Annotated in this window: 16 protein-coding genes; 4 read left to right on the plus strand and 12 right to left on the minus strand. The window is 66.8% G+C overall.

What is annotated here, in order from left to right:
* Positions 1 to 169: 169 nt before the first annotated feature.
* From AAF604_23725 to AAF604_23740, 4 genes are all read right to left on the minus strand, one after another.
* Positions 170 to 640: a hypothetical protein gene (locus AAF604_23725; protein ID MEM7052694.1), complete on the minus strand. Its 471-nt coding sequence runs from the start codon at positions 638 to 640 to the stop codon at positions 170 to 172.
* Complete coding sequence (locus AAF604_23730) at positions 637 to 1,578, minus strand: TIGR01777 family oxidoreductase (GenBank protein MEM7052695.1); 942 nt, start codon at positions 1,576 to 1,578, stop codon at positions 637 to 639. The genes AAF604_23725 and AAF604_23730 overlap by 4 nt, the downstream gene beginning before the upstream one ends.
* Before the next feature lie 11 nt (positions 1,579 to 1,589).
* Positions 1,590 to 3,335: an ABC transporter ATP-binding protein gene (locus AAF604_23735; protein ID MEM7052696.1), complete on the minus strand. Its 1,746-nt coding sequence runs from the start codon at positions 3,333 to 3,335 to the stop codon at positions 1,590 to 1,592.
* Between the two features lie 104 nt (positions 3,336 to 3,439).
* Positions 3,440 to 4,135 carry a tRNA (guanosine(46)-N7)-methyltransferase TrmB gene (locus AAF604_23740; protein ID MEM7052697.1) on the minus strand — a complete coding sequence of 232 codons (696 nt, stop codon included), beginning with the start codon at positions 4,133 to 4,135 and terminating at the stop codon, positions 3,440 to 3,442.
* A gap of 77 nt (positions 4,136 to 4,212) precedes the next feature.
* Here AAF604_23740 and AAF604_23745 point away from each other — a divergent pair, with 77 nt between their 5' ends.
* Together AAF604_23745 and msrP are read left to right on the plus strand one after the other, a co-directional pair.
* Entirely contained in the window at positions 4,213 to 4,398 is a 186-nt protein-coding gene (locus tag AAF604_23745; protein ID MEM7052698.1) for a hypothetical protein, read from the plus strand.
* Between the two features lie 135 nt (positions 4,399 to 4,533).
* Positions 4,534 to 5,556 carry a protein-methionine-sulfoxide reductase catalytic subunit MsrP gene (gene msrP, locus AAF604_23750; GenBank protein MEM7052699.1) on the plus strand — a complete coding sequence of 341 codons (1,023 nt, stop codon included), beginning with the start codon at positions 4,534 to 4,536 and terminating at the stop codon, positions 5,554 to 5,556.
* Here the strand turns inward: msrP and AAF604_23755 are convergent, their stop codons facing one another.
* On the minus strand, positions 5,557 to 6,273 hold the full coding sequence (locus tag AAF604_23755) for a response regulator transcription factor (protein MEM7052700.1): 717 nt from the start codon (positions 6,271 to 6,273) through the stop codon (positions 5,557 to 5,559).
* Positions 6,270 to 7,958, minus strand: coding sequence for a HAMP domain-containing sensor histidine kinase (locus tag AAF604_23760; GenBank protein ID MEM7052701.1), 1,689 nt, complete (start codon positions 7,956 to 7,958; stop codon positions 6,270 to 6,272). Before AAF604_23760 ends, AAF604_23755 begins: the two co-directional genes overlap by 4 nt.
* A gap of 177 nt (positions 7,959 to 8,135) precedes the next feature.
* On the opposite strand from AAF604_23760, the gene AAF604_23765 reads away from it, so the two are divergent.
* Positions 8,136 to 9,443 (plus strand): S41 family peptidase, encoded by a 1,308-nt coding sequence (locus AAF604_23765; protein MEM7052702.1) that lies wholly within the window; start codon positions 8,136 to 8,138, stop codon positions 9,441 to 9,443.
* Between the two features lie 19 nt (positions 9,444 to 9,462).
* Here AAF604_23765 and AAF604_23770 read toward each other — a convergent pair whose 3' ends face one another.
* The 5 genes from AAF604_23770 to tmk form a co-directional block, all read right to left on the minus strand.
* Positions 9,463 to 10,158, minus strand: a complete 696-nt coding sequence (locus tag AAF604_23770) for a nitroreductase family protein (protein ID MEM7052703.1) — start codon at positions 10,156 to 10,158, stop codon at positions 9,463 to 9,465.
* Positions 10,155 to 11,597 (minus strand): pyridoxal-dependent decarboxylase, encoded by a 1,443-nt coding sequence (locus AAF604_23775; GenBank protein ID MEM7052704.1) that lies wholly within the window; start codon positions 11,595 to 11,597, stop codon positions 10,155 to 10,157. The genes AAF604_23770 and AAF604_23775 overlap by 4 nt, the downstream gene beginning before the upstream one ends.
* Positions 11,598 to 11,692: 95 nt before the next feature.
* On the minus strand, positions 11,693 to 12,808 hold the full coding sequence (locus AAF604_23780) for a thioredoxin domain-containing protein (GenBank protein ID MEM7052705.1): 1,116 nt from the start codon (positions 12,806 to 12,808) through the stop codon (positions 11,693 to 11,695).
* A gap of 96 nt (positions 12,809 to 12,904) precedes the next feature.
* Entirely contained in the window at positions 12,905 to 13,744 is an 840-nt protein-coding gene (locus AAF604_23785) for a hypothetical protein (protein MEM7052706.1), read from the minus strand.
* Entirely contained in the window at positions 13,741 to 14,385 is a 645-nt protein-coding gene (gene tmk / locus AAF604_23790; protein MEM7052707.1) for a dTMP kinase, read from the minus strand. The genes AAF604_23785 and tmk overlap by 4 nt, the downstream gene beginning before the upstream one ends.
* Before the next feature lie 329 nt (positions 14,386 to 14,714).
* On the opposite strand from tmk, the gene tyrS reads away from it, so the two are divergent.
* Positions 14,715 to 15,983, plus strand: a complete 1,269-nt coding sequence (gene tyrS / locus AAF604_23795; GenBank protein MEM7052708.1) for a tyrosine--tRNA ligase — start codon at positions 14,715 to 14,717, stop codon at positions 15,981 to 15,983.
* Between the two features lie 483 nt (positions 15,984 to 16,466).
* Here tyrS and AAF604_23800 read toward each other — a convergent pair.
* The coding region (locus tag AAF604_23800) for an RHS repeat-associated core domain-containing protein (GenBank protein ID MEM7052709.1) at positions 16,467 to 17,843 on the minus strand (1,377 nt) is incomplete at its 5' end.

Consider the following 17,843-nt stretch of genomic DNA (forward strand, 5'->3'; position numbering starts at 1 on the left):
CGCGTAGGCCTGAGGCGGGCGCCTTTAGCCCCGAAGTAGCTATCAGCAGAAAGAAGCCGGCTGCTAACCAGCAGGCGGCTACCGAGGGCGAAAGCCCGAGGCGGCGCCGAAGGCGCCGAGGACGGGGGTGAAGGCGCGCGACATGCGCGCGCGCCTGAGGGGGGCGCCTTTAGCCCCCCTGAGACAACAGCAGGCGGCGCGTGCCGCGCCGCCGAAAGGCGAACAGCAGCGGCAGACCGGCCCACATCTGGAGGCCGATCAGGCGCCGCCCCCAGGAGTCGGCGAGACGCGCCTCGATGTCGTCTTCGATCCAGGTGCCGCCACCGTCCTCTGCATCGGCGACGTGATAACGGTGACGGTGCTCCCAGGCCGCGAAGGGACCCTCGAGCTGAAAATCGCGGAAGCCTTCGACGCCGTCTTCGTCGAGCTCCGCCGTGCGCAGCCGCCAACGCACCGGCAGGGGACCCATCCAGAGCTTCAGGGTGAGCTCGTCCCCGGGCTCCAAGCGCTGCGGCGGATCGCCCTCATAGGCCATCGGGATGAATCCTGGGGTGACCGCCGCCAGGTTCGCCGGCCGGCGATGGAACTCGACGACGGTGGCGAGCCCGGCATCGACCCGAAAGCGGTGCTGGAACTTCACGCCGGTGGCTCCATCTCCCCCTTCAGCAGGTCTCGCAGGGCCGATTCGAGATCGCCAAACTGGAACTCGAAGCCGAGCCCTTCGAGGGCGCGCGGAAAAGCCTTCTGCCCTCCGAGCAGGAGCCGCGCCATCTCGCCGAAGACGGCGCGCAAGGCAAAGGCCGGCGCCGGCACCAGATTGGGCCGGCGCAGCACTCGCGCCAGCGTGGCGCCGAGCTCGGCGTTGGTCACCGGCGAGGGTGCCGTGAGGTTGAAAGGGCCGCTCGCCGTCGGGTGCTCGATCAGGAAGCGAATAGCGGCGACCTCGTCGGCCAGGTGAATCCAGGGAACGTACTGCCGACCGCTCCCCACCGGACCTCCGAAGCCGAGCTTGTAGGGCAGCGCCATCTTGGGAAGGGCACCGCCGTCGCGCGCCAGCACGATGCCGGTGCGCAGGATCGCCCGCCGCACTCCAAGATCCTCGGCGGCGGCGGTGGTGGCCTCCCACTCGACCGAAAGATCGGCCAGAAAGTCGTCCCCCGGCGGTGAGGTTTCGTCGATCTCGACCTCGCCGCTGTCACCGTAGAACCCCACGGCGCTCGACTGCAGCAAAAAGGACGGCTTGGTCTCCACCGCCTCGACGGCCGCCATCACCGCCCGGCTCGACTCGATGCGGCTGTCCCGCAGGCGGCGCTTCTTGGCGGCGGTCCAGCGACCGTCGGCGACGTTCTCACCGGCGAGGTGGACGATGCCGTCGGCGCCGTCGACTTCTTCCTTCCAGCCATCGGCACTGCGCCCGTCCCAACCGACGGCGCGAGCGCCGGCGGGCAGCCCTCGCACCCGCTCCGGGCGCCGCGACAGGATCACCACCTGCCAGCCGCGAGCCGTCAGATCCGCCGTCAGGGCACGCCCGATCAAGCCCGAGCCGCCGGTCACGATCAGTTTCTTGGCATCTGCCATCGATCCCTCCGTCACACCGCTGCCTGCAGCTCTTCCTCGAGGCGCTGCCGCCGCTCGAGATCGGCGTAGTGTCCGCCCTGCTCGACCAACTCGTCATGGCGCCCGCGCTCGACGATGCGGCCCTCGTCGAGGACCAGGATCAGATCGGCGCCGCGCACCGTCGACACCCGATGGGATACCAGAAAGACGGTGCGCCCTTCGAACACCCGCTCGAGATTCTCGAGGATCATCTCCTCGGTTTGGGTGTCCACCGCCGACAAGGAGTCGTCGAGCAGCAAGATGCTGGGATCGCGCAGCAGCGCGCGAGCCAGGGAGACGCGCTGTTTCTGCCCTCCGGAGAGGGTAATGCCGCGCTCTCCGACCAGCGTCTCGAGGCCCTTAGGAAAGCCATCGAGATCCTCCCCCAGGCCGGCCAGACGAGCCGCCTCGACAATCTCGTCGCGGCTTGCATCGGGACGGCCGAGGGCGATGTTCTCGGCCACCGTGGTGGAGAAAAGGAAGCTCTCCTGCGGCACCACCCCGAGGGCGCCGCGGAGCTCGGCGAGGCCGAGGCCCCGAACGTCGATGCCGTCCACGAAGACGCTGCCCTCGGGGGGTTCGGCGAGGCGCGGAAGCAGGCCGAGGAGGGTGCTCTTGCCGGAGCCGGTGCGCCCCACCAGAGCGACCGTCGAACCGGCGGGGGCGCGGAAGGAGATGTCGGACAACACCTCCTTGCCGGCCTCGAAGGCGAAGGACAGGTTGCGGAACTCGACCGCTCCGGAAAGCTCGGCCGGGCGTTCCACCGACGCGCCATCGGCCACCGCCGGCGCGGTTTCGAGCACCTCACGCATGCGCCGCAGGGAGGCGGCACCGCGCTGCGCCAGGTTGATCACCCAGCCGATCGCGATCATCGGCCAGATCATCTTGCCGAGGAAGAGGTTGAAGGTGACGAACTGGCCCACCGTGATACCGCCGTCGCGAGCCAGGCTGCCGCCGTAGAAGAGCACCATCACGAAGCCAATGCCGATCAGCGCCTGCAGCGTCGGGTGGAAGGCAGCGCTCCAGCGGATCAGGCGACGGTTGCGCTCGACGTAGTCGTCGTTGTCCACCCGGAAGGACTCGATCTGCGGGCCTTCTTGAACGTAGGCGCGCACCACCCGGGCCCCGGCGAGATTCTCCTGCACCCGCGTCGAGAGGGTCGAAAAGGACTCCTGGACGCGCTCGAAGAGGACGTGGATGCGGCTACCGAAGACGTGCGTTGCCCAAGCCACCAGCGGCATCGTGGCGAGAGACAGGAGGGTCAACCGGCCATGGATCTGAGACATGAAGAAGAGCGCGCCGCTGGCCGTGAAAATGGTGTTGGCGCTGTACATCACGGCCGGCCCGCACAGCATGCGCACGGCCTGCAGATCGTTGGTCCCGCGTGCCATCAAGTCGCCGGTGGCATGACGCTGGAAGAAAGCGGCGTCGAGGCTCTCGAGATGTCCGAAGTAGCGATTGCGCAGGTCGCGCTCGATGTCCCGGCTCATGGTCACCAAGACCATGCGCTGGACGAACATGAACAGCCCCTGGCCGAGGGCGATGAGCACCAGCAACGCGCCCTGGAGGTAGAGCCCGCGCAGGGGATCTTCGGCCTGCAGGCCGTCGACCGCCCGGCCGACCACCAGCGGCGCCATCAGGCCGACGAGAGCCGAGCCGGCCACCGTCGCCAGGCCGCCGAAGAACTTCAGGCGGTAGCGACGAAACAGCGGCAGGAGATAGGAGAGCTGCTCGAGCAAAGGGTGCGGCCTCCAGGCTCGATCCACCGACCATCGGCGCGTCGAGCCACCTCAGAATAGCAGCCCGAGAAGCCCTCGGCGCTCGATTTTCGGGGCCCGCTCCGTCAGGGCTCCACGACCGGCGCTTGCCAAGGAGCCGCCAGCACCGCCGCCTCCCCCGCGGGATGCAGCCGCGGGCGATCACCGAAGCCACGATAAATACCCTCGAGGCGCAAAATCGGACGCCCTTCGCGCTCGTACTTGGCCTCGTAGTTGGTGCGCGGCCCTTCCGGCCAGGGTTGATCCCGACGCCGGAGCTCGAGTTGGGGATGACCGCCGAGGAGCTCGGCCACCAGCTCGCCGTAGTCGAGGAAGTCGGTGGCGAACCACAGACGGCCGCCGGGAGCGAGCAGTCCGAGCACCAGGTCGACGGTCTCGCCGTCGAACAACCGCCGCTTGTGGTGCCGCGCCTTCGGCCAGGGGTCCGGGAAGTAGACGTGGAGATCCGAGGCGAAGGCGCGCGGCAGCACCGCCGAGAGTGCATAGAGGGCCTCGCCGCGCAGCACAACCAGGTTCTCGACGCCGCGCTTGCGCGCCCGTCCAACCAGCATGCGGTAGTACTCGGTCACCATCTCGATGCCGAGAAAACGACGCTCCGGATCTTCCTGCGATCGCCGCAACAGGTATTTGCCCTTGCCGAAGCCGAGCTCGACCTCCCACGGCCCGTCTCCGGCCGCCAGACGATCGAGATCGAGGGGAGCGGACCAGTCCGCCAGGGTGCTCTCGCCGGCGGCGGTATCGATGAGTAGGGATTGGGCCAAGGCAGTCTCCGCGATCGAAGCGGCGAGTATACGACCTGTCACCTTGACCACGGCGCCCCACCCTCCTAGGCTGGGGCATGGACCCTGCGAAACCGCTGCCGTCGTCCCGTCCGGCCTCGACCACCGCGAAGGCCACCGCCAACCCGGATCTCGTCATGCGCACCTGCCCGATCTGCGGCAAGGAGCTCGCCGAGCGCAAATGCAAGCTGTTCTGCCCGGATCCGGTGTGTGGCTACTTCCTGTCCTGCGCCGACTACTACTGATGGCCGCCAAAGGGCAGCAGGGGTGTCGATCCGCTCCGCCGGCGGGGTCGTACCTCAGGCAACCGCCGGGCTAGTCCCGCCCACCCGGCGACCTGCTCTGGTCCCGTGAAATCGTCGTTCTCTAGGAGGATTCCCGTGTCGAACATCCGCATTCCGAAATCCTGGGAGATTCCCGAGCGCCTCGCCACCCCGGAGTCCATCTACTGGTCGCGCCGCAAGGTGCTCTCGGCCCTCGGCCTCGGCACCCTCGGCATGGCCCTGCCCTTCCAGGGCGCCTGTGCCCCCCAGGCGGCGGGCACCGGCGGCTCGGCGGCGGCCGGCCCACAGGCCGCCCGCGGTGCCACCGACCCGGCCATCGGCAGCCGCTTCGCGGACCGCTTCCCGGCCAAGCGCAACCCGGCCTTCACCCTCGGCGATCTCACCCTGACGCCGGAGGAAGTGTCGTCCCGCTACAACAACTTCTACGAGTTCACCACCACCAAGAACCGCGTCTGGGAGCTCGCCAGCAAGTACCCGCTGCCGCCTTGGACGATCGAGGTCGGCGGCCTGGTCAAGCAGCCCCGCACCCTCGATCTCGATGCCCTGATCGGCAAGTTTCCCTTGGAGGAGCGCCTCTACCGCTTCCGTTGCGTCGAGCGCTGGGCGATGCAGGTGCCCTGGACCGGCTATCCCCTGCGCACCCTGATCGACCACCTGGAACCGCTACCCTCGGCCCGCTGGGTGAAGTTCGTCACCATCCTCGACAAGCAGAACATGCCGGGCCAGAAGCGCGAGCCCTGGTATCCCTGGCCCTACTACGAAGGCCTGCGCCTCGACGAAGCGCGCCACCCGCTGGCCTTCGTGGTGGTCGGCAGCTACGGCCACGCCCTGCCGATGCAGCACGGAGCCCCGCTGCGCCTCGCCCTGCCCTGGAAGTACGGCTACAAGAGCCCCAAGTCGATCGTCCGCATCGAGTTCACCAAGAAGCGTCCCGGCACCTTCTGGAACGATCTGCAGCCTTCCGAATACGGCTTCTTCTCGAACGTCGACCCGGGCAAGCCGCACCCGCGCTGGAGCCAGGCCGAAGAAACCGACATCGGCACCCGCGACGTGCGCCGGACGCTGCTCTACAACGGCTACCCGGAGGTCGCCGACCTCTACAACGGCAAAGAGGTCTGATCAGACTTCGAACTTGTAGCCCCGGCGATGCAGGGTGCGAAAGAAGACCGGCGACGAAGGCTCTTCTTCGAGCTTGTGACGGAGCGCCGAGAGGTGAACGTCGACGGTGCGCGACGCCACCTCCGCATCGTAGCCCCAGACGGCGTCGAGCAAACGCTCCCGGGACAGGACCTCGCCGGGATGATCGAGGAAGTAGCTGAGCAGCTCGAGCTCCTTGGCGGCGAGGTGCACCCGCCGGCCTCGGCGGCGCACTTCGCCCCGGCGGCGGTCGACCTCGACCTCGCCGAAGCGTTCGATCTCGGGCTCCGAGGCGGACTGCCGATCGAGCTCCACACGGCGCAGCAGAGCCTCGATCCGAGCCACCAGCTCGAGTCCCTCGAAGGGCTTGGTGAGGTAGTCGTCGGCACCGAGCTGAAGCCCGAGGACGCGATCCGAGAGCTCGCCCCGAGCGGTCAACATGATGATCGGAGTGGTCGCCCGCTGGCGCCGCAGAGCCTTGCAGACCTCGAAGCCATTCGCCCCCGGCAGCATCAGATCGAGCAACACCAGATCCGGAGGGTCGGCGGCCGCCAGCTCGAGGCCTATCTCGCCGCTGCGCGCCTCCGAGACCCGGAAGCCCTCGGCCTCCAACCGATCGCGCAACATCATGGCGAGGTCGGCCTCGTCTTCGATGATCAGCAGGTGCCTCACCTCCGGCTTGCCGCCGGCCTGGCTCATTGCGCCTCCTCGGCGGCCAGGGGCAACAGGATCTCGCAGACCAATCCCTGAGGCACCGCCGCACGCAGCGCGAGGCTCCCTCCCTGGCCGACGATCGCTTGCCGCGCCAGGCCCAATCCCAGGCCACTGCCACGCACCCCCTGCTGGCGGGCACCGGAGCCCCGGACGAAGGGCTCGAAAAGACCGCCGATCTCGTCCCGCCGAAGCCCTGGTCCGCGATCCTCGAGCACGACTTTCAACCGATCCCCCAAACGAGATTGCACCACTCTGAGCCAGTTGTCGCCCCGACCGTACTTGACGGCGTTGTCGATCAAGCCTTCGAGGGCCGCCCCGACGGCATCCGGGTCGACCAACACCATCGGGTTCTCCACCGCGTCGACGATCGCGTGATCGAGAACGGCACAGACCTCGAGACTGCGCCGCAGCAAGGCCCGGGCATCGGTCGGCACCGGCGAGTAGCGCCGCTCCGAGGCCAACGCACCGGCATAGGAGAGGACCTGCTCCACGAAGCGCTCGAGGCGACGACCCTCGCGCAAGATCGCCTGCCCGTAGCGGCGGCCTTGCTCCGGATCATCGATCAGCCCATCGCGCAGGTTCTGTCCCGCCGAAGTGATCACCGCCAGCGGAGTGCGCAGCTCGTGGGACACCCCGGCGACGAAATCGAGCTGTCGCCGCGCCAGCTCGCGGGAGCGACGGGTGGTGCGCCACATCAATACGACGCTGACCGCCAGTAGACCCAGGATGAAGGCGGCCAGGAACAGATTGCGATTCAGGGTCGAGGCCACCAGCTGCTCGACGGGACCGCGCCGCAGCCATAGATCGAGCACCCAGGGCGAAGGACCCTCGCCCCGCACGACCAGAGCGCGCCGGGTTACCTTCGAGCCGGCCGCGGGAGAGGCATCGGGGCGATCCGACAAAGATCGCGACAGCGAGAACACCGCGGTCGAAAAGTCCGGTGGCCGCTGCGTCGGCACCCACGGCGAGCCGTGAGCCACTACGGCTCCTCGCCGCCGCCGAAGGCGGTACTCATAGGCCTCGCCGCCGGCGGCGGCGGCAAAGAGAGCGGGCAGCCAGCGCTGGTGAACCGCCACTTCGTCGAGCAGCAAGACGACGAAGTCCCCGCCGACGACGGAAGAATTAGCTGCCCCTTCGCCGCCGGGGATTGCATCCACCACTGGCACCGCCGGCACCACCAGGGCCGGGATCCCGGGATGAAAGGACTCGCCGATCGGGAACGATGCCGCCGGCTCGAAGCCGAGCTCGAGAGCGATCTCCGGCGCGAGCTGGCCAGCCAGCGGCGAGCCATCGAGGGCCCGACTGGACCAACCATCCGGCGTTGGCCGCAAGCAGTAGGCAGCCCGCACCAGAGCGGCATCGGAAGCACCGAGGCGCCAGCTCCGAAGCTTCTCCGAAGCGGCGCGATGACAGTTCCCGCCATCGACCTGAAAGGCCAGGTAGAGCTGCACGAGGTCACGCCCTGAGGCCTCTACGAAGCGCTCCGCGACCGCCTCCAGACCGCTTGCCAGCTGCACCCTTTCGGCCTCCGCGAGGCGCTGAATCCAGCGGTACTGGAGGGCCATCAAGGCGATCAGCAGGAGAGCCAGGAGAACCGCCGCCAAGAGCCGCGGCCAGACCCTCTCGCCATCGATGCCAAGGCGCTGGCGGGTTCTGCGATCGCTCCTCACGGCCGCAGTCTATGGGCTGCTCGGCCCGAAACATCAAGAGCCGGACAAGAAGATGTCAGGAGCTCTTTACAAATCCCTGACCGCCGGCGGCAGATTCTCGGACCTTTCAAGCGCCACAGTGGTGACGAGCCCGGCGGGACCCCAACCGCCCCCCTCGAACCGCTGCAAGGAGCCACCATGAAGAGCATCTCCTGGACAATCGTCGCCGGCCTGGTCGCCCTCCTGTGGACCGCCATCGCTACGGCCGAGGGCGTCCCGAAGATCACCGCCGAAGAACGCCAAGCGGTGGTTTCAACCCTCGTCCACTCGCTCCAACACCGCTATGTTCTGGCAGAGAAGGGGGCCGCCATCGCCCAAGAGATCGCGCGCCGCTCGGAAGACGGAGAGTTCTCGACCTCCGACGACCCGCAGACCTTGGCTCGCACCCTGTCGAAAACCCTGTGGCAGGTCAGCCAAGATCTTCACCTACGGGTGTTCTATGACGGCCCGGTGGCGGCGCGCCAGCCAGCGGACAGCTCGGGAGCCAACCAAGAAACCCCGCGCCCCTACGAGGCACATCTTCGGCCGGACGGCCTCGGCGTGCTCGAAGTTCGCAAGCTCACCGGGCCGCGCCAAGATCTCGCCGCCGCGATGGACGAGGTCGCCGAGGCCGAAGCCCTGATCATCGACCTGCGGACTTGCCCCGGAGGCGAGATGGGCATGCCCGCGGTTCTCGCCTCCTACCTCTTCGACGAACCCGCGCTGTTGCTCTACTACGAGTCCCGCGACGGCGAACGCGACCCGATCTACACGGAACGGCTGCCGGAAGGAAGCCCGAGCTTCGACGGCAAGCCGATCTATGTCGCCATCTCGTCGCGCACCGGCTCCGGCTGCGAAGAGATGGCCTTCGATCTGAAGCACCACGACAAGGCGATCTTGGTGGGAGAGAAGACCGCCGGCGCCGGTCTCGGCTCGCGCACCGGAACCACCGATCTGGGCCATGGCTTCGAGGCCTTCATTCCCGACACCAAACCCGTCCACCCGCACTTCGAGGGTGGCTTCGAAGGCGTCGGCGTCGCACCAGACATCGCCACGCCGGCGTCGCAGGCGATCACCACCGCACGCCTCTCGGCGCTCAGCGCCTTGCTCTCGAGCCCGCGCGATGGCGCCGCGCGCGAGAACCTCCGGGGGCTGTTCCTGGAAGCGGCCCTCGAAAGGGAGCAAGCCCAACGCCAACGGGTCCGGACGGCGCGCTCCTTCGCGCCCTACCTCGGCAAGTACGAAGGCGAGCGAGAAATCCAGCTCACGGCCGGACGCCTCTACTACCAGGCCGGCGATGGGCTCTACCGCAGCGAGCTCAGCGCCACCAAGGAAGGGGACTTTTCCCTCGCCGGTACCCGCAGTCAGCGGCTCCGCTTCGAGCGCAACGAGCAGGGCCGGGTCATCGGCCTGAAGATCTCAGAGCCCGGTGGCACCAAGTGGCGAGACCTGGTGCCGAAGCTCTGACCTGCGGCCCGCTGAGGGCTCAGTCGCCGCCGGTCGCCGCGCTCCGCGGATTCCACAGCGCCACTTGGTCGAGGCTCTTGCGCTCCAGATCCGGCACCGTCGCGTGCTCCGCCGGGTAGCCCACCGGGAAGAGGATGTAGGGCTTCTCGTTCTTCGGCCGACCGAGAATGTCGCCGAGGAAGCGCATCGGCGACGGCGTGTGGGTGAGGGTGCACAATCCCATCGAGTGGAGAGCGGCGATGAACAGACCGCAAGCGATGCCGACGCTCTCCTTGACGTAGTAGTTCTTGCGCTTCGAGCCATCGGTTTTGATGCCGTGGAGCTCCTCGAACACCACCACCAGCCACGGCGCCTCCTCGAGGTGGGCCTTCTCCCAGGTGGTGCCGATGGGTTCGAGGGCGCGCAGCCACTCGTCCGGAAAGCGACCGCCCTCGTAGTTGGTCCTCTCCTCCTCCTCGGCGGCGGTGCGGATCACCGACTTGATCTCCGGATCGTCGACGGCCACGAAGCGCCAGGGCTGACGGTGAGCCCCGGAGGGCGCCGTCGAGGCCGTCATGATGGCGGTCTCGATGAGCTCCCGAGGCACCGGATCGGGGGCGAAGTCGCGCACGCTCCGGCGAGTGTCCATGGTCTCGTAGAAGGCCTTGCTGCGACGGGTCATCTCGTCGAGGGGCAAACGGTCACGGCGATAGGGAATCCTCGGATAGGAGCTCAAGGGTTGCCTCCGGAGCGCAGGGCGTCGGCGGTCTCGATGAGCCGTTGCCACAGCTCCTCGAGGTGCCGCGCCTCGGTCTTGAGATTGCCGACGGCGACCCGCAGGGTGTAGCGGTCGCCAAGCCGGGTGTGAGAAAGAAAGCTGCGACCATCGGCATTGATGGCGGCCATCAAGCGTTGGTTGAATTCGTCCTGCGCGGCGCCGTCGACTCCTGCGGTGGCGCGGAAGCAGACCAGCGCCAGGGGCACCGGCGCCATCAGCTCCCAACCCTCGGTGGCGGCGACGCGCTCGGCCAGCCAGCGAGCCAGCTCGCAATGGTGACGCACGCGGGCCACCAGGCCGTCGACTCCGAAGGCGCGAATCACCATCCAGAGCTTGAGGGCTCGAAACCGGCGCCCGAGCTGAAAGCCGAGGTCCATCAGGTTGAGGTCGGCGCGATCGCCGGTCTTGAGGTACTCCGGCACCAGGGAAAAAGCGCCCCGCAGCAGATCCTGGTCGCGCACGAACAGGACCGAGCAGTCGACCGGTACGAAGAGCCACTTGTGAGGATTGACCACCAAGGAGTCGGCCCGCTCCATGCCGGCGAAGAGGGGCCGCAGCTCCGGCACGATGGCGGCGCTGCCACCGTAAGCCGCGTCGACATGCAGCCAGAGTCCGAAGCGCTCACAGATGTCGGCGATGGCGGCCACCGGATCGATGCTGGTGGTCGACGTCGTGCCGGTCGTCGCCACCACCGCCATCGGCCGTCGGCCGGCGGCGAGATCGGCCTCGATCGCTGCTTCGAGGGCCGCCGGAATCATGCGGAACTGCTCGTCGACGGCGATGCGCCGCACGCTCTCGGTCCCCAGCCCGAGAACGATCGCCGCCTTGTCGACGGAGGAATGGGTGTGCTCGCTGATGTAGAGGCCGAGAGGAGCATGGCCTGCCAGGCCGCGCTCGCGGACGTCATCTCCCAGGGCCTCCCGCGCCGCCGCCAGGGCCACCAGACTGCTGGTCGAGGCGGTGTCATTGATGTGCCCCGCAAAGTCCTCCGGCAGAGCCATCATCTGGCGTAGCCAATCGCAGCTCAGCTGCTCCAGCTCGGTCGCCGCCGGCCCGCTCTGCCAGAGCATGGCGTTGACGTTGAGAGCCGCGGCCAGGCTTTCGGCCACCACCCCCGGCGCCGAGCCGGTGATCGCGAAGTAGCCGTGAAAGCCGGGATGGTTCCAGTGCGTGGTGTGGGGCACGATGGCGCGCTCGTACTCGTCGAGGAGGGTCGCCATCGACTCCCCCTCGGCCGGCGGCGACGCCGGCATCAGAGCCCGCAGAGCCCCCGGTTCGACGGCCGGAATCACCGCATGATCCTCGACTCCTCCGGAGAGGTAGTCGGCGATCCAGTCGGCCGCCCGGTGCAGGGCGGCGCGCATCTCTTCGGCGGAAAGATCTCCCAGGTCGCTCATCGCGCCGCAAAGGATAACGCCCGCTGCGCATTCCTGCACAGCGGGCGTTCGTGCTTCGAAAGATCAACCTCTCGAAGAACCGGCTGAAACCGATATCAGTCGGCGGCGCCCTTGCGCTCGAGCTCGTCGTCGATCACCTTCGCGACCTGCTCGAAGGGCACTGCACCGGCGAGGGAGCGGCCGTTGATGAACATCGCCGGCGTTCCGCTGACGCCCGCCCGCGAACCGTCGCGCATGTCGTCCTTCACCTGCTGGGCGTACTTGTCCGAGTCGAGGCAGTCGTTGAAGCTGTCCGAGTCGAGGCCGAGGGTCGAGGCCTTGGCCTTCAGCGCGTCGACACCGAGGTCACGCTGCTGCTCGAACATCAGGTCGTGCATCTCCCAGAACTTGCCCTGGTCGTCGGCGCAGAGGGAAGCCTCGGCGGCCTTCTGAGCGTTGGCGTGGATCGACAGCGGGAACTGACGGAAGACGATCCGCACCTTGTCGCCGTACTGCTCCTGGACCTTCGCCAGGGTCGGGTTGACGCGCGAGCAGAACGGGCACTCGAAGTCGGAGAACTCGACGATCGTCACGGGGGCGTTCTCGGGACCCTTGGCGGGACCGGTGGCGGCCACCTCGACGCGCGGCGGATCGAGCAGCACCTTGGCGCTGTACTTCTTGCGCAGGCCCTTCATGTACGAGTCGCGGGTCTCCTGCTGACGCTGGTTCTGCAGGAACTGCTTGATCTGGCCCGCCACCTGCTCCTTCGGCCGCTGCACCCGAGCCTTGTTCTCCTCGTACCAGATGTCGACCTCTTCGTCGGTCACCTCGGAGACCTTGTCGGCGATCTCGGCCTTCTGCAGATCATCAACGGAGACGCCGCGCTCCTTGGCCTCGGCCTCGAGCATGCGACCCTCGACGATCTGCTGAATGGCGCCCTCGAGCACCTGGTGACGCTGTTGCTTGGCCGTCGCCTGGCAGGACAGCATCTGCATCTCGACCTGCTCGAGACGCTCACCCGCCGTCTCTTCGACCTCAGCGGTCGTCACGTTCTCGCCCATCACCGTCGCCAGCACTTCCGAGCCACCGCCGCTCGCGGAGCTCTCGACGGCGCCATCGCTGGGCGCCGAGCACGCCGGGAGAACCCAGCCACCGGCCAAAACGGCGGCCGTCAGAAGCGCCAGGACTGCACCCCGGGCTCCTCCGTCACGATTGAGAATCCAACCCTTCATAATTACCGCTCCTTTGCACAAGTCGATGCTGTCCTGCGGTTTAAAGAAAATCGCGTTCCTACTCAGCAAAGCGAAATTTCTGCGTCTACCCTGTCATTAAGCAATTCCCGCGCCAGCGGATTTACCCAAGCACCGACTGACCAGCCCCTCGAGAATGCGATCCGCCGGGATACCGCGCAATCGCAGCGGCGGGGCATCGATCAAGGCCTCCGCCAGAGCGAGCAGGGGGCGTGCCGGAAGCTCCGGCCGGCGCGCCGCCTCGGTGACCGCCGAAGCCGCCACCGCCCACGGTCGGCCGGCTCGCGGATCGTCCCACTTGCCGGCGCCGGCGAGGGCTCCGGCGGCGGCCAGCAGATAGACCGCCGAGCCACTCTTCTGCCAGGCGCCGACGGCCGCCGCGAAGGCCGAGGCCACCGGCTCCACCTCCTCCGCCGAAGGCCGCTGACCGGCCCCCAGGTAGACCGCCAGGGAACGGCTGCGCAAGGTGGGCAGGAGATCGAACTGCGACGGCGCCAGCAACAAAAAGTGCCGCGGCGCGCTCTCGCGTGGCTCCTCGAGCACCTTGAGAAGAGCATTCGAGGCCTCCGCCGACAGGGTCTCCGCCTGGGCCACCACGAACACCTGGCCGCGGGCTTCGAAGGGCGCGACCTGGGCCGCCCGCAGCAAGCCCTTGGTGGCCTCGACGGAGGTGGTGGCGCGGAGGTCGCGCTCGAGCACCTGGAAGTCGGGATGGAAGGCGCCATCGCCATCGGGCCAGTCGAGTCTCCGGCAATGGCGACAATTTCCGCAAGGGCGCTCCTCTGGCGAGCGCTCGCAGAGCACCGCCCGCGCCAGCTTGAGGGATGCTTCCCGGCGCTCTTGCTCCTGTCCACCGTGCAGGATGACCGCTGGATAAAGACGCCCCTGACGGGCGGTTTCGAGAACCGCCGGATTCACGACTCCATCCTCGCCCCGGCACCGAAGATCTCTTCGAGGACAGAGCGCGTCTGGTACTCGGTGCGCTCGAAGGTGCCGCTCGAATCGATCACTCGGATGCGTTGGGAATCGCGCCGAGCTTCGGCCAGAAAGGAATCCCGCACCCGACCGTAGAAGTCGAGTCCCTCGGCATCGAGACGGTCGGAGCCCCCGCGCTGCAGATGGCCGCGCTGGCGCGCCACTTCCGGCGGCAGATCGAAGAGCAGGGTGTGATCGGGCCGGCGGCTGCCGGTGGCGAGCTCGTCGACGCGATCGATGAGCTCCCGCGGCACGCCTCGACCGCCCCCCTGGTAGGCGATGGTCGAATCGGTGAAGCGGTCGCAAAGCACATGGGTGCCGGCGGCGAGGGCCGGATCGATCCTCTCGAGCAGGTTCTGGCGCCGGCTGGCGAACACCAACAGCAGCTCGATGGTGCCATCGAGGGTGCCCCATCGCGGATCCAAGAAAACGCTCCGCAGCGCGTCACCGAGCTCCGTACCGCCCGGCTCCTTGGTGGTCAGGCAGGGCATTCCCCGCTCCGTCAGCCAGGCGACGGTGCGCTGAAGGTGGGACGACTTGCCGCTGCCATCGGGCCCTTCGAAGGTGATGAACTTTCCTCGCATGCGCCGCGAACCATAGCAGGCAAGTTTCTCAAGGGGGCTAAAGGCGCCCCCCACAAGCGCGCGCACATGTCGCGCGATTTCACCCCCAATCCTCGGCGGCTGAGCCGCCGCCTCGCCCTTTTCGGGCTCGGAAGCCAGTCGCTACTTAGCACCCGGCTTTCTTTCCTCAGACGATCGCGGGGACCCGTTGAATCATCCTCGGCGGCTGAGCCGCCGCCTTCCAGCTTAGCGGGCGGAACGAGAACTAACCTCCTTGAATCGTCGTCCATTTGACCTGTGAGCTGCCGAATGCGATTCTGCGCGCTTCTGAGAACGGGAGACAATTCACCATGAACTTCCAGCAAGAGCTCGACTGGCGCGGCCTGATTTTCGATTCCACCCTCGCCGAGGACGAAAGCCTGCCGACCGAGGTCACCGCCTACATCGGCTTCGACCCCACCGCCGACAGCCTGCACGTCGGGTCGCTGATCCAGGTGATCGCCCTCGAGCGGCTGCAGCGCGCCGGCGGCACGCCGGTGGCGCTGGTCGGAGGCGGCACCGGCCTGATCGGCGACCCGAGCGGCAAGAGCCACGAGCGGCCGCTCCTCGATCGCGACCAGATCGCCGCCAACCTCGCCGGCATCCGGAAGCAGCTCGAGCCTTTCCTCGACTTCGAGCGCCGCGACAACCCGGCCCACATCGTCGACAACGCCGACTGGCTGGCCACCATCCCGCTGACCGACTTCCTGCGCGACATCGGCAAACACTTCAGCGTCAACGTGATGCTGGCTCGCGAGTCCGTCAAGCGCCGCCTGGCGAGCGACGACGGCATTTCATATACCGAGTTCAGCTACATGCTGATGCAGGCCTACGACTTCCTGGTACTGCACGAGCGCCTGGGTTGCAACCTCCAGCTTGGAGGCAGCGATCAGTGGGGCAACATCGTCTCCGGCATCGATCTGATTCGTCGCGTCAAGGGGAAGCGCACCTACGGTCTGGTGCAACCGCTGATCGCCACCGCCTCCGGCACCAAGTTCGGCAAGACCGAAGCGGGCACCGTATGGCTCGACCCGCAGCGCACTTCGCCCTACCGCTTGTACCAATTCTGGCTCAACACCGACGACCGCGACGTGCCGCGCTACCTGCGCTTCTTCACCGACCTCGGTCGGGAAGAAATCGAGGCCCTCGAGGCTCGCCACGCCGAAGCGCCCCACCAACGAGAAGGCCACCGGCGCCTGGCCGAGGAAGTCACTGGCAAAGTTCACGGCGACGACGGCCTCGCCGCCGCCCGCCGCGTGACCGAGCTGTTCTTCGGTGGCCGCCTCAGCGAGCTCAGCGCCGACGAAGTGCTCGACGCGATCAGCGACGCCCCGGCCAGCGAGCTACCCCGCGAGCGTCTTGTCGACGGCCTCAAGCTCCAGGATCTGCTCGCCGAAAGCGGCCTCATGGCTTCCAAAGGCGAAGCCCGCCGCGCCATCAACGGCGGTGGCGTCTACCTCAACGACCAGCGTCAGAGCGACCCCATGCGGCCGCTCACCGGCGAAGACGCCCTCGAAGGCCGACTCTTCGTCCTGCGCAAAGGCAAGAAGAACTACCACCTGGTGAAGGTCACAGGGTAGGCGGCGGGAGGCACGACCGGACTTTCTCACCCGCCCTCTGTTGCAAGACCGTAGGCTGCGCCTGACCGCCCGTTTGATGGTCATCGGCCCAGTGAGGCTGGCATTCACAAGCCATTTCACCTCAGACGCAAAACTACTTCTCACATAGAGACACTTCCGGCCTAGCCGACCGACGCGTAAAGCCGCTCGTCCAGGTTATCTGGTACGACCTGAGTCGCGATTCTTCGAGATTCAAGATAATCAGGGTGTCACCCCGCTGCACACTCAGCTCATTGGGAACCGAGTCAGGACGATGCAGCTGTAGCCTTGAATACCTACCTGCAATCTCGGCGATCTGCTCTTCTTCCATGCCGCAAGCGAGCTCTGCAACAAAATCGTCTGCTCCGGACCAAGGAGCCCTGGATCCAATGAACGGTGGAGAAAGACAGGCGCTAACCGATAGGGCTCCAACTAGACACGCAAGAAGTCCCGCTCGGTGCATCATTATCTCTTCTCCGGGCACTGAAACCGCTTGTTCTTAGTGGGACGACCTGTCTTCCCCCAGCCCGGTGTCTGTGCAGTCCCTGCGACTAGTGGAGGAGATAGCCCGCAAGCAGTTGCCACCGTACTCGCGAACGAATTGCTATTCGGCCCTCGAATCAGTTGATAATCGGACGGATTTGGGTAGTTTCCAAACTCTCTCTCGACACACTCATCCAGATCGCAACCTTCACTCCACTCACCGCACTCAGTCCGAGTATCGCGAATACCACCCTTGTCGAACCAGTCGTTCTCAAACTTGCACCCCTTCCCCTTGACGCGTTGCAGACCGAAAGTCCTGTTCTGGCCCGTGCGACCTTCACCTGGCTCGCTCTGGGTTTGGATGAAGCAGTGCTTGAACACCGCAGCAGGCCCACCCAAAACTATTGGCGTACAACAGACACGGGACTTTTCACCCAGAGGATCGAGGAAGGCTAGCGGGTTCGATCGAGCCGATGCGTACGGATTAGGATCGCCAGCGACGCCCAGAGGATCAGTTCTCGTGAACCTCCCAGTCCCAAAAGCCACCCACCGATGCACGTTGTAGTAGACCTCGGCCCCCTCGCTTGCACCATCCCATGCCGAGTCCTCCCACTGCCCCGGCAGTCTCAGGAAGACGTCGTTTTCGCTGGCACCGCCGCTGGTGCCGGCCTGCCAGTCGTTACCGTAGGGCTCGAAGCCGCCCTGCCAGAGCAGGTTGCCTCTGTCGTCGGTGGCGAGAATCGGAGTGCCGAGGTGATCGGTGGTGAAGAAGCTCCAGGAACTGCTGGCCTGGTCAAGCTGGGCCACCGGACGACCGGCGAGGTAGAAGACGAACGTCGACTCTTCGGTGCCGTTGACGTCCGGTCGTGCCCTCAGGACATGCACGATGCCCTCGGAGTCGCAGATCGGCCGCACTCTGCGGCCTTCGTTGGAGAAGCAACCGACGCCACCGGTTCCTCCGGTACCTCCCACCTGGGCACTCCAGCAGCCGGTGTCGCCGATCTCGAAGCCGTCCCTGAAAATCACATTCTTCGCCGGGATCTCGGTCGCGCTCAGTAGGAAGCTACGGCCGTCGTAGAGCATCTCGGCGGCCTGGTTGACTGCCGGGCGGCGCAGGCTCGACAGGCGGCCTTCGCCATCGGAGTCGAAGAAGACCTGATTGGCTCCAGCGACCAGCTCTTCGAGATGGCCGGCCAGGCCGAAGGTGTAGTCACGGCTTCCGCCGGCACCCAGCGCGATGGTTTCGAGCAAGGCAGTGTTGCCAGGACAGCTTCGGTCCGCGAGAGAGCAGGCGTTCGGCGTGTAGCTGTAGGTGTCAGTGACGGCGTCTCGCGTCTCGGAGACTCGATTGCCGAGACG

The sequence above is a fragment of the Acidobacteriota bacterium genome (genome assembly GCA_039028635.1).
In the GTDB taxonomy this organism is placed as follows: Bacteria; Acidobacteriota; Thermoanaerobaculia; order Multivoradales; family JBCCEF01; genus JBCCEF01.

Excerpts from the sequence above, each read along its gene's own strand:
- tyrS (MEM7052708.1), top strand. The coding sequence starts at position 14,715 with ATGAACTTCCAGCAAGAGCTCGACTGGCGCGGCCTGATTTTCGATTCC.
- AAF604_23755 (MEM7052700.1), bottom strand. The coding sequence starts at position 6,273 with ATGAGCCAGGCCGGCGGCAAGCCGGAGGTGAGGCACCTGCTGATCATC.
- AAF604_23775 (MEM7052704.1), bottom strand. The coding sequence starts at position 11,597 with ATGAGCGACCTGGGAGATCTTTCCGCCGAAGAGATGCGCGCCGCCCTG.
- AAF604_23730 (MEM7052695.1), bottom strand. The coding sequence starts at position 1,578 with ATGGCAGATGCCAAGAAACTGATCGTGACCGGCGGCTCGGGCTTGATC.
- AAF604_23765 (MEM7052702.1), top strand. The coding sequence starts at position 8,136 with ATGAAGAGCATCTCCTGGACAATCGTCGCCGGCCTGGTCGCCCTCCTG.
- tmk (MEM7052707.1), bottom strand. The coding sequence starts at position 14,385 with ATGCGAGGAAAGTTCATCACCTTCGAAGGGCCCGATGGCAGCGGCAAG.
- AAF604_23745 (MEM7052698.1), top strand. The coding sequence starts at position 4,213 with ATGGACCCTGCGAAACCGCTGCCGTCGTCCCGTCCGGCCTCGACCACC.
- AAF604_23780 (MEM7052705.1), bottom strand. The coding sequence starts at position 12,808 with ATGAAGGGTTGGATTCTCAATCGTGACGGAGGAGCCCGGGGTGCAGTC.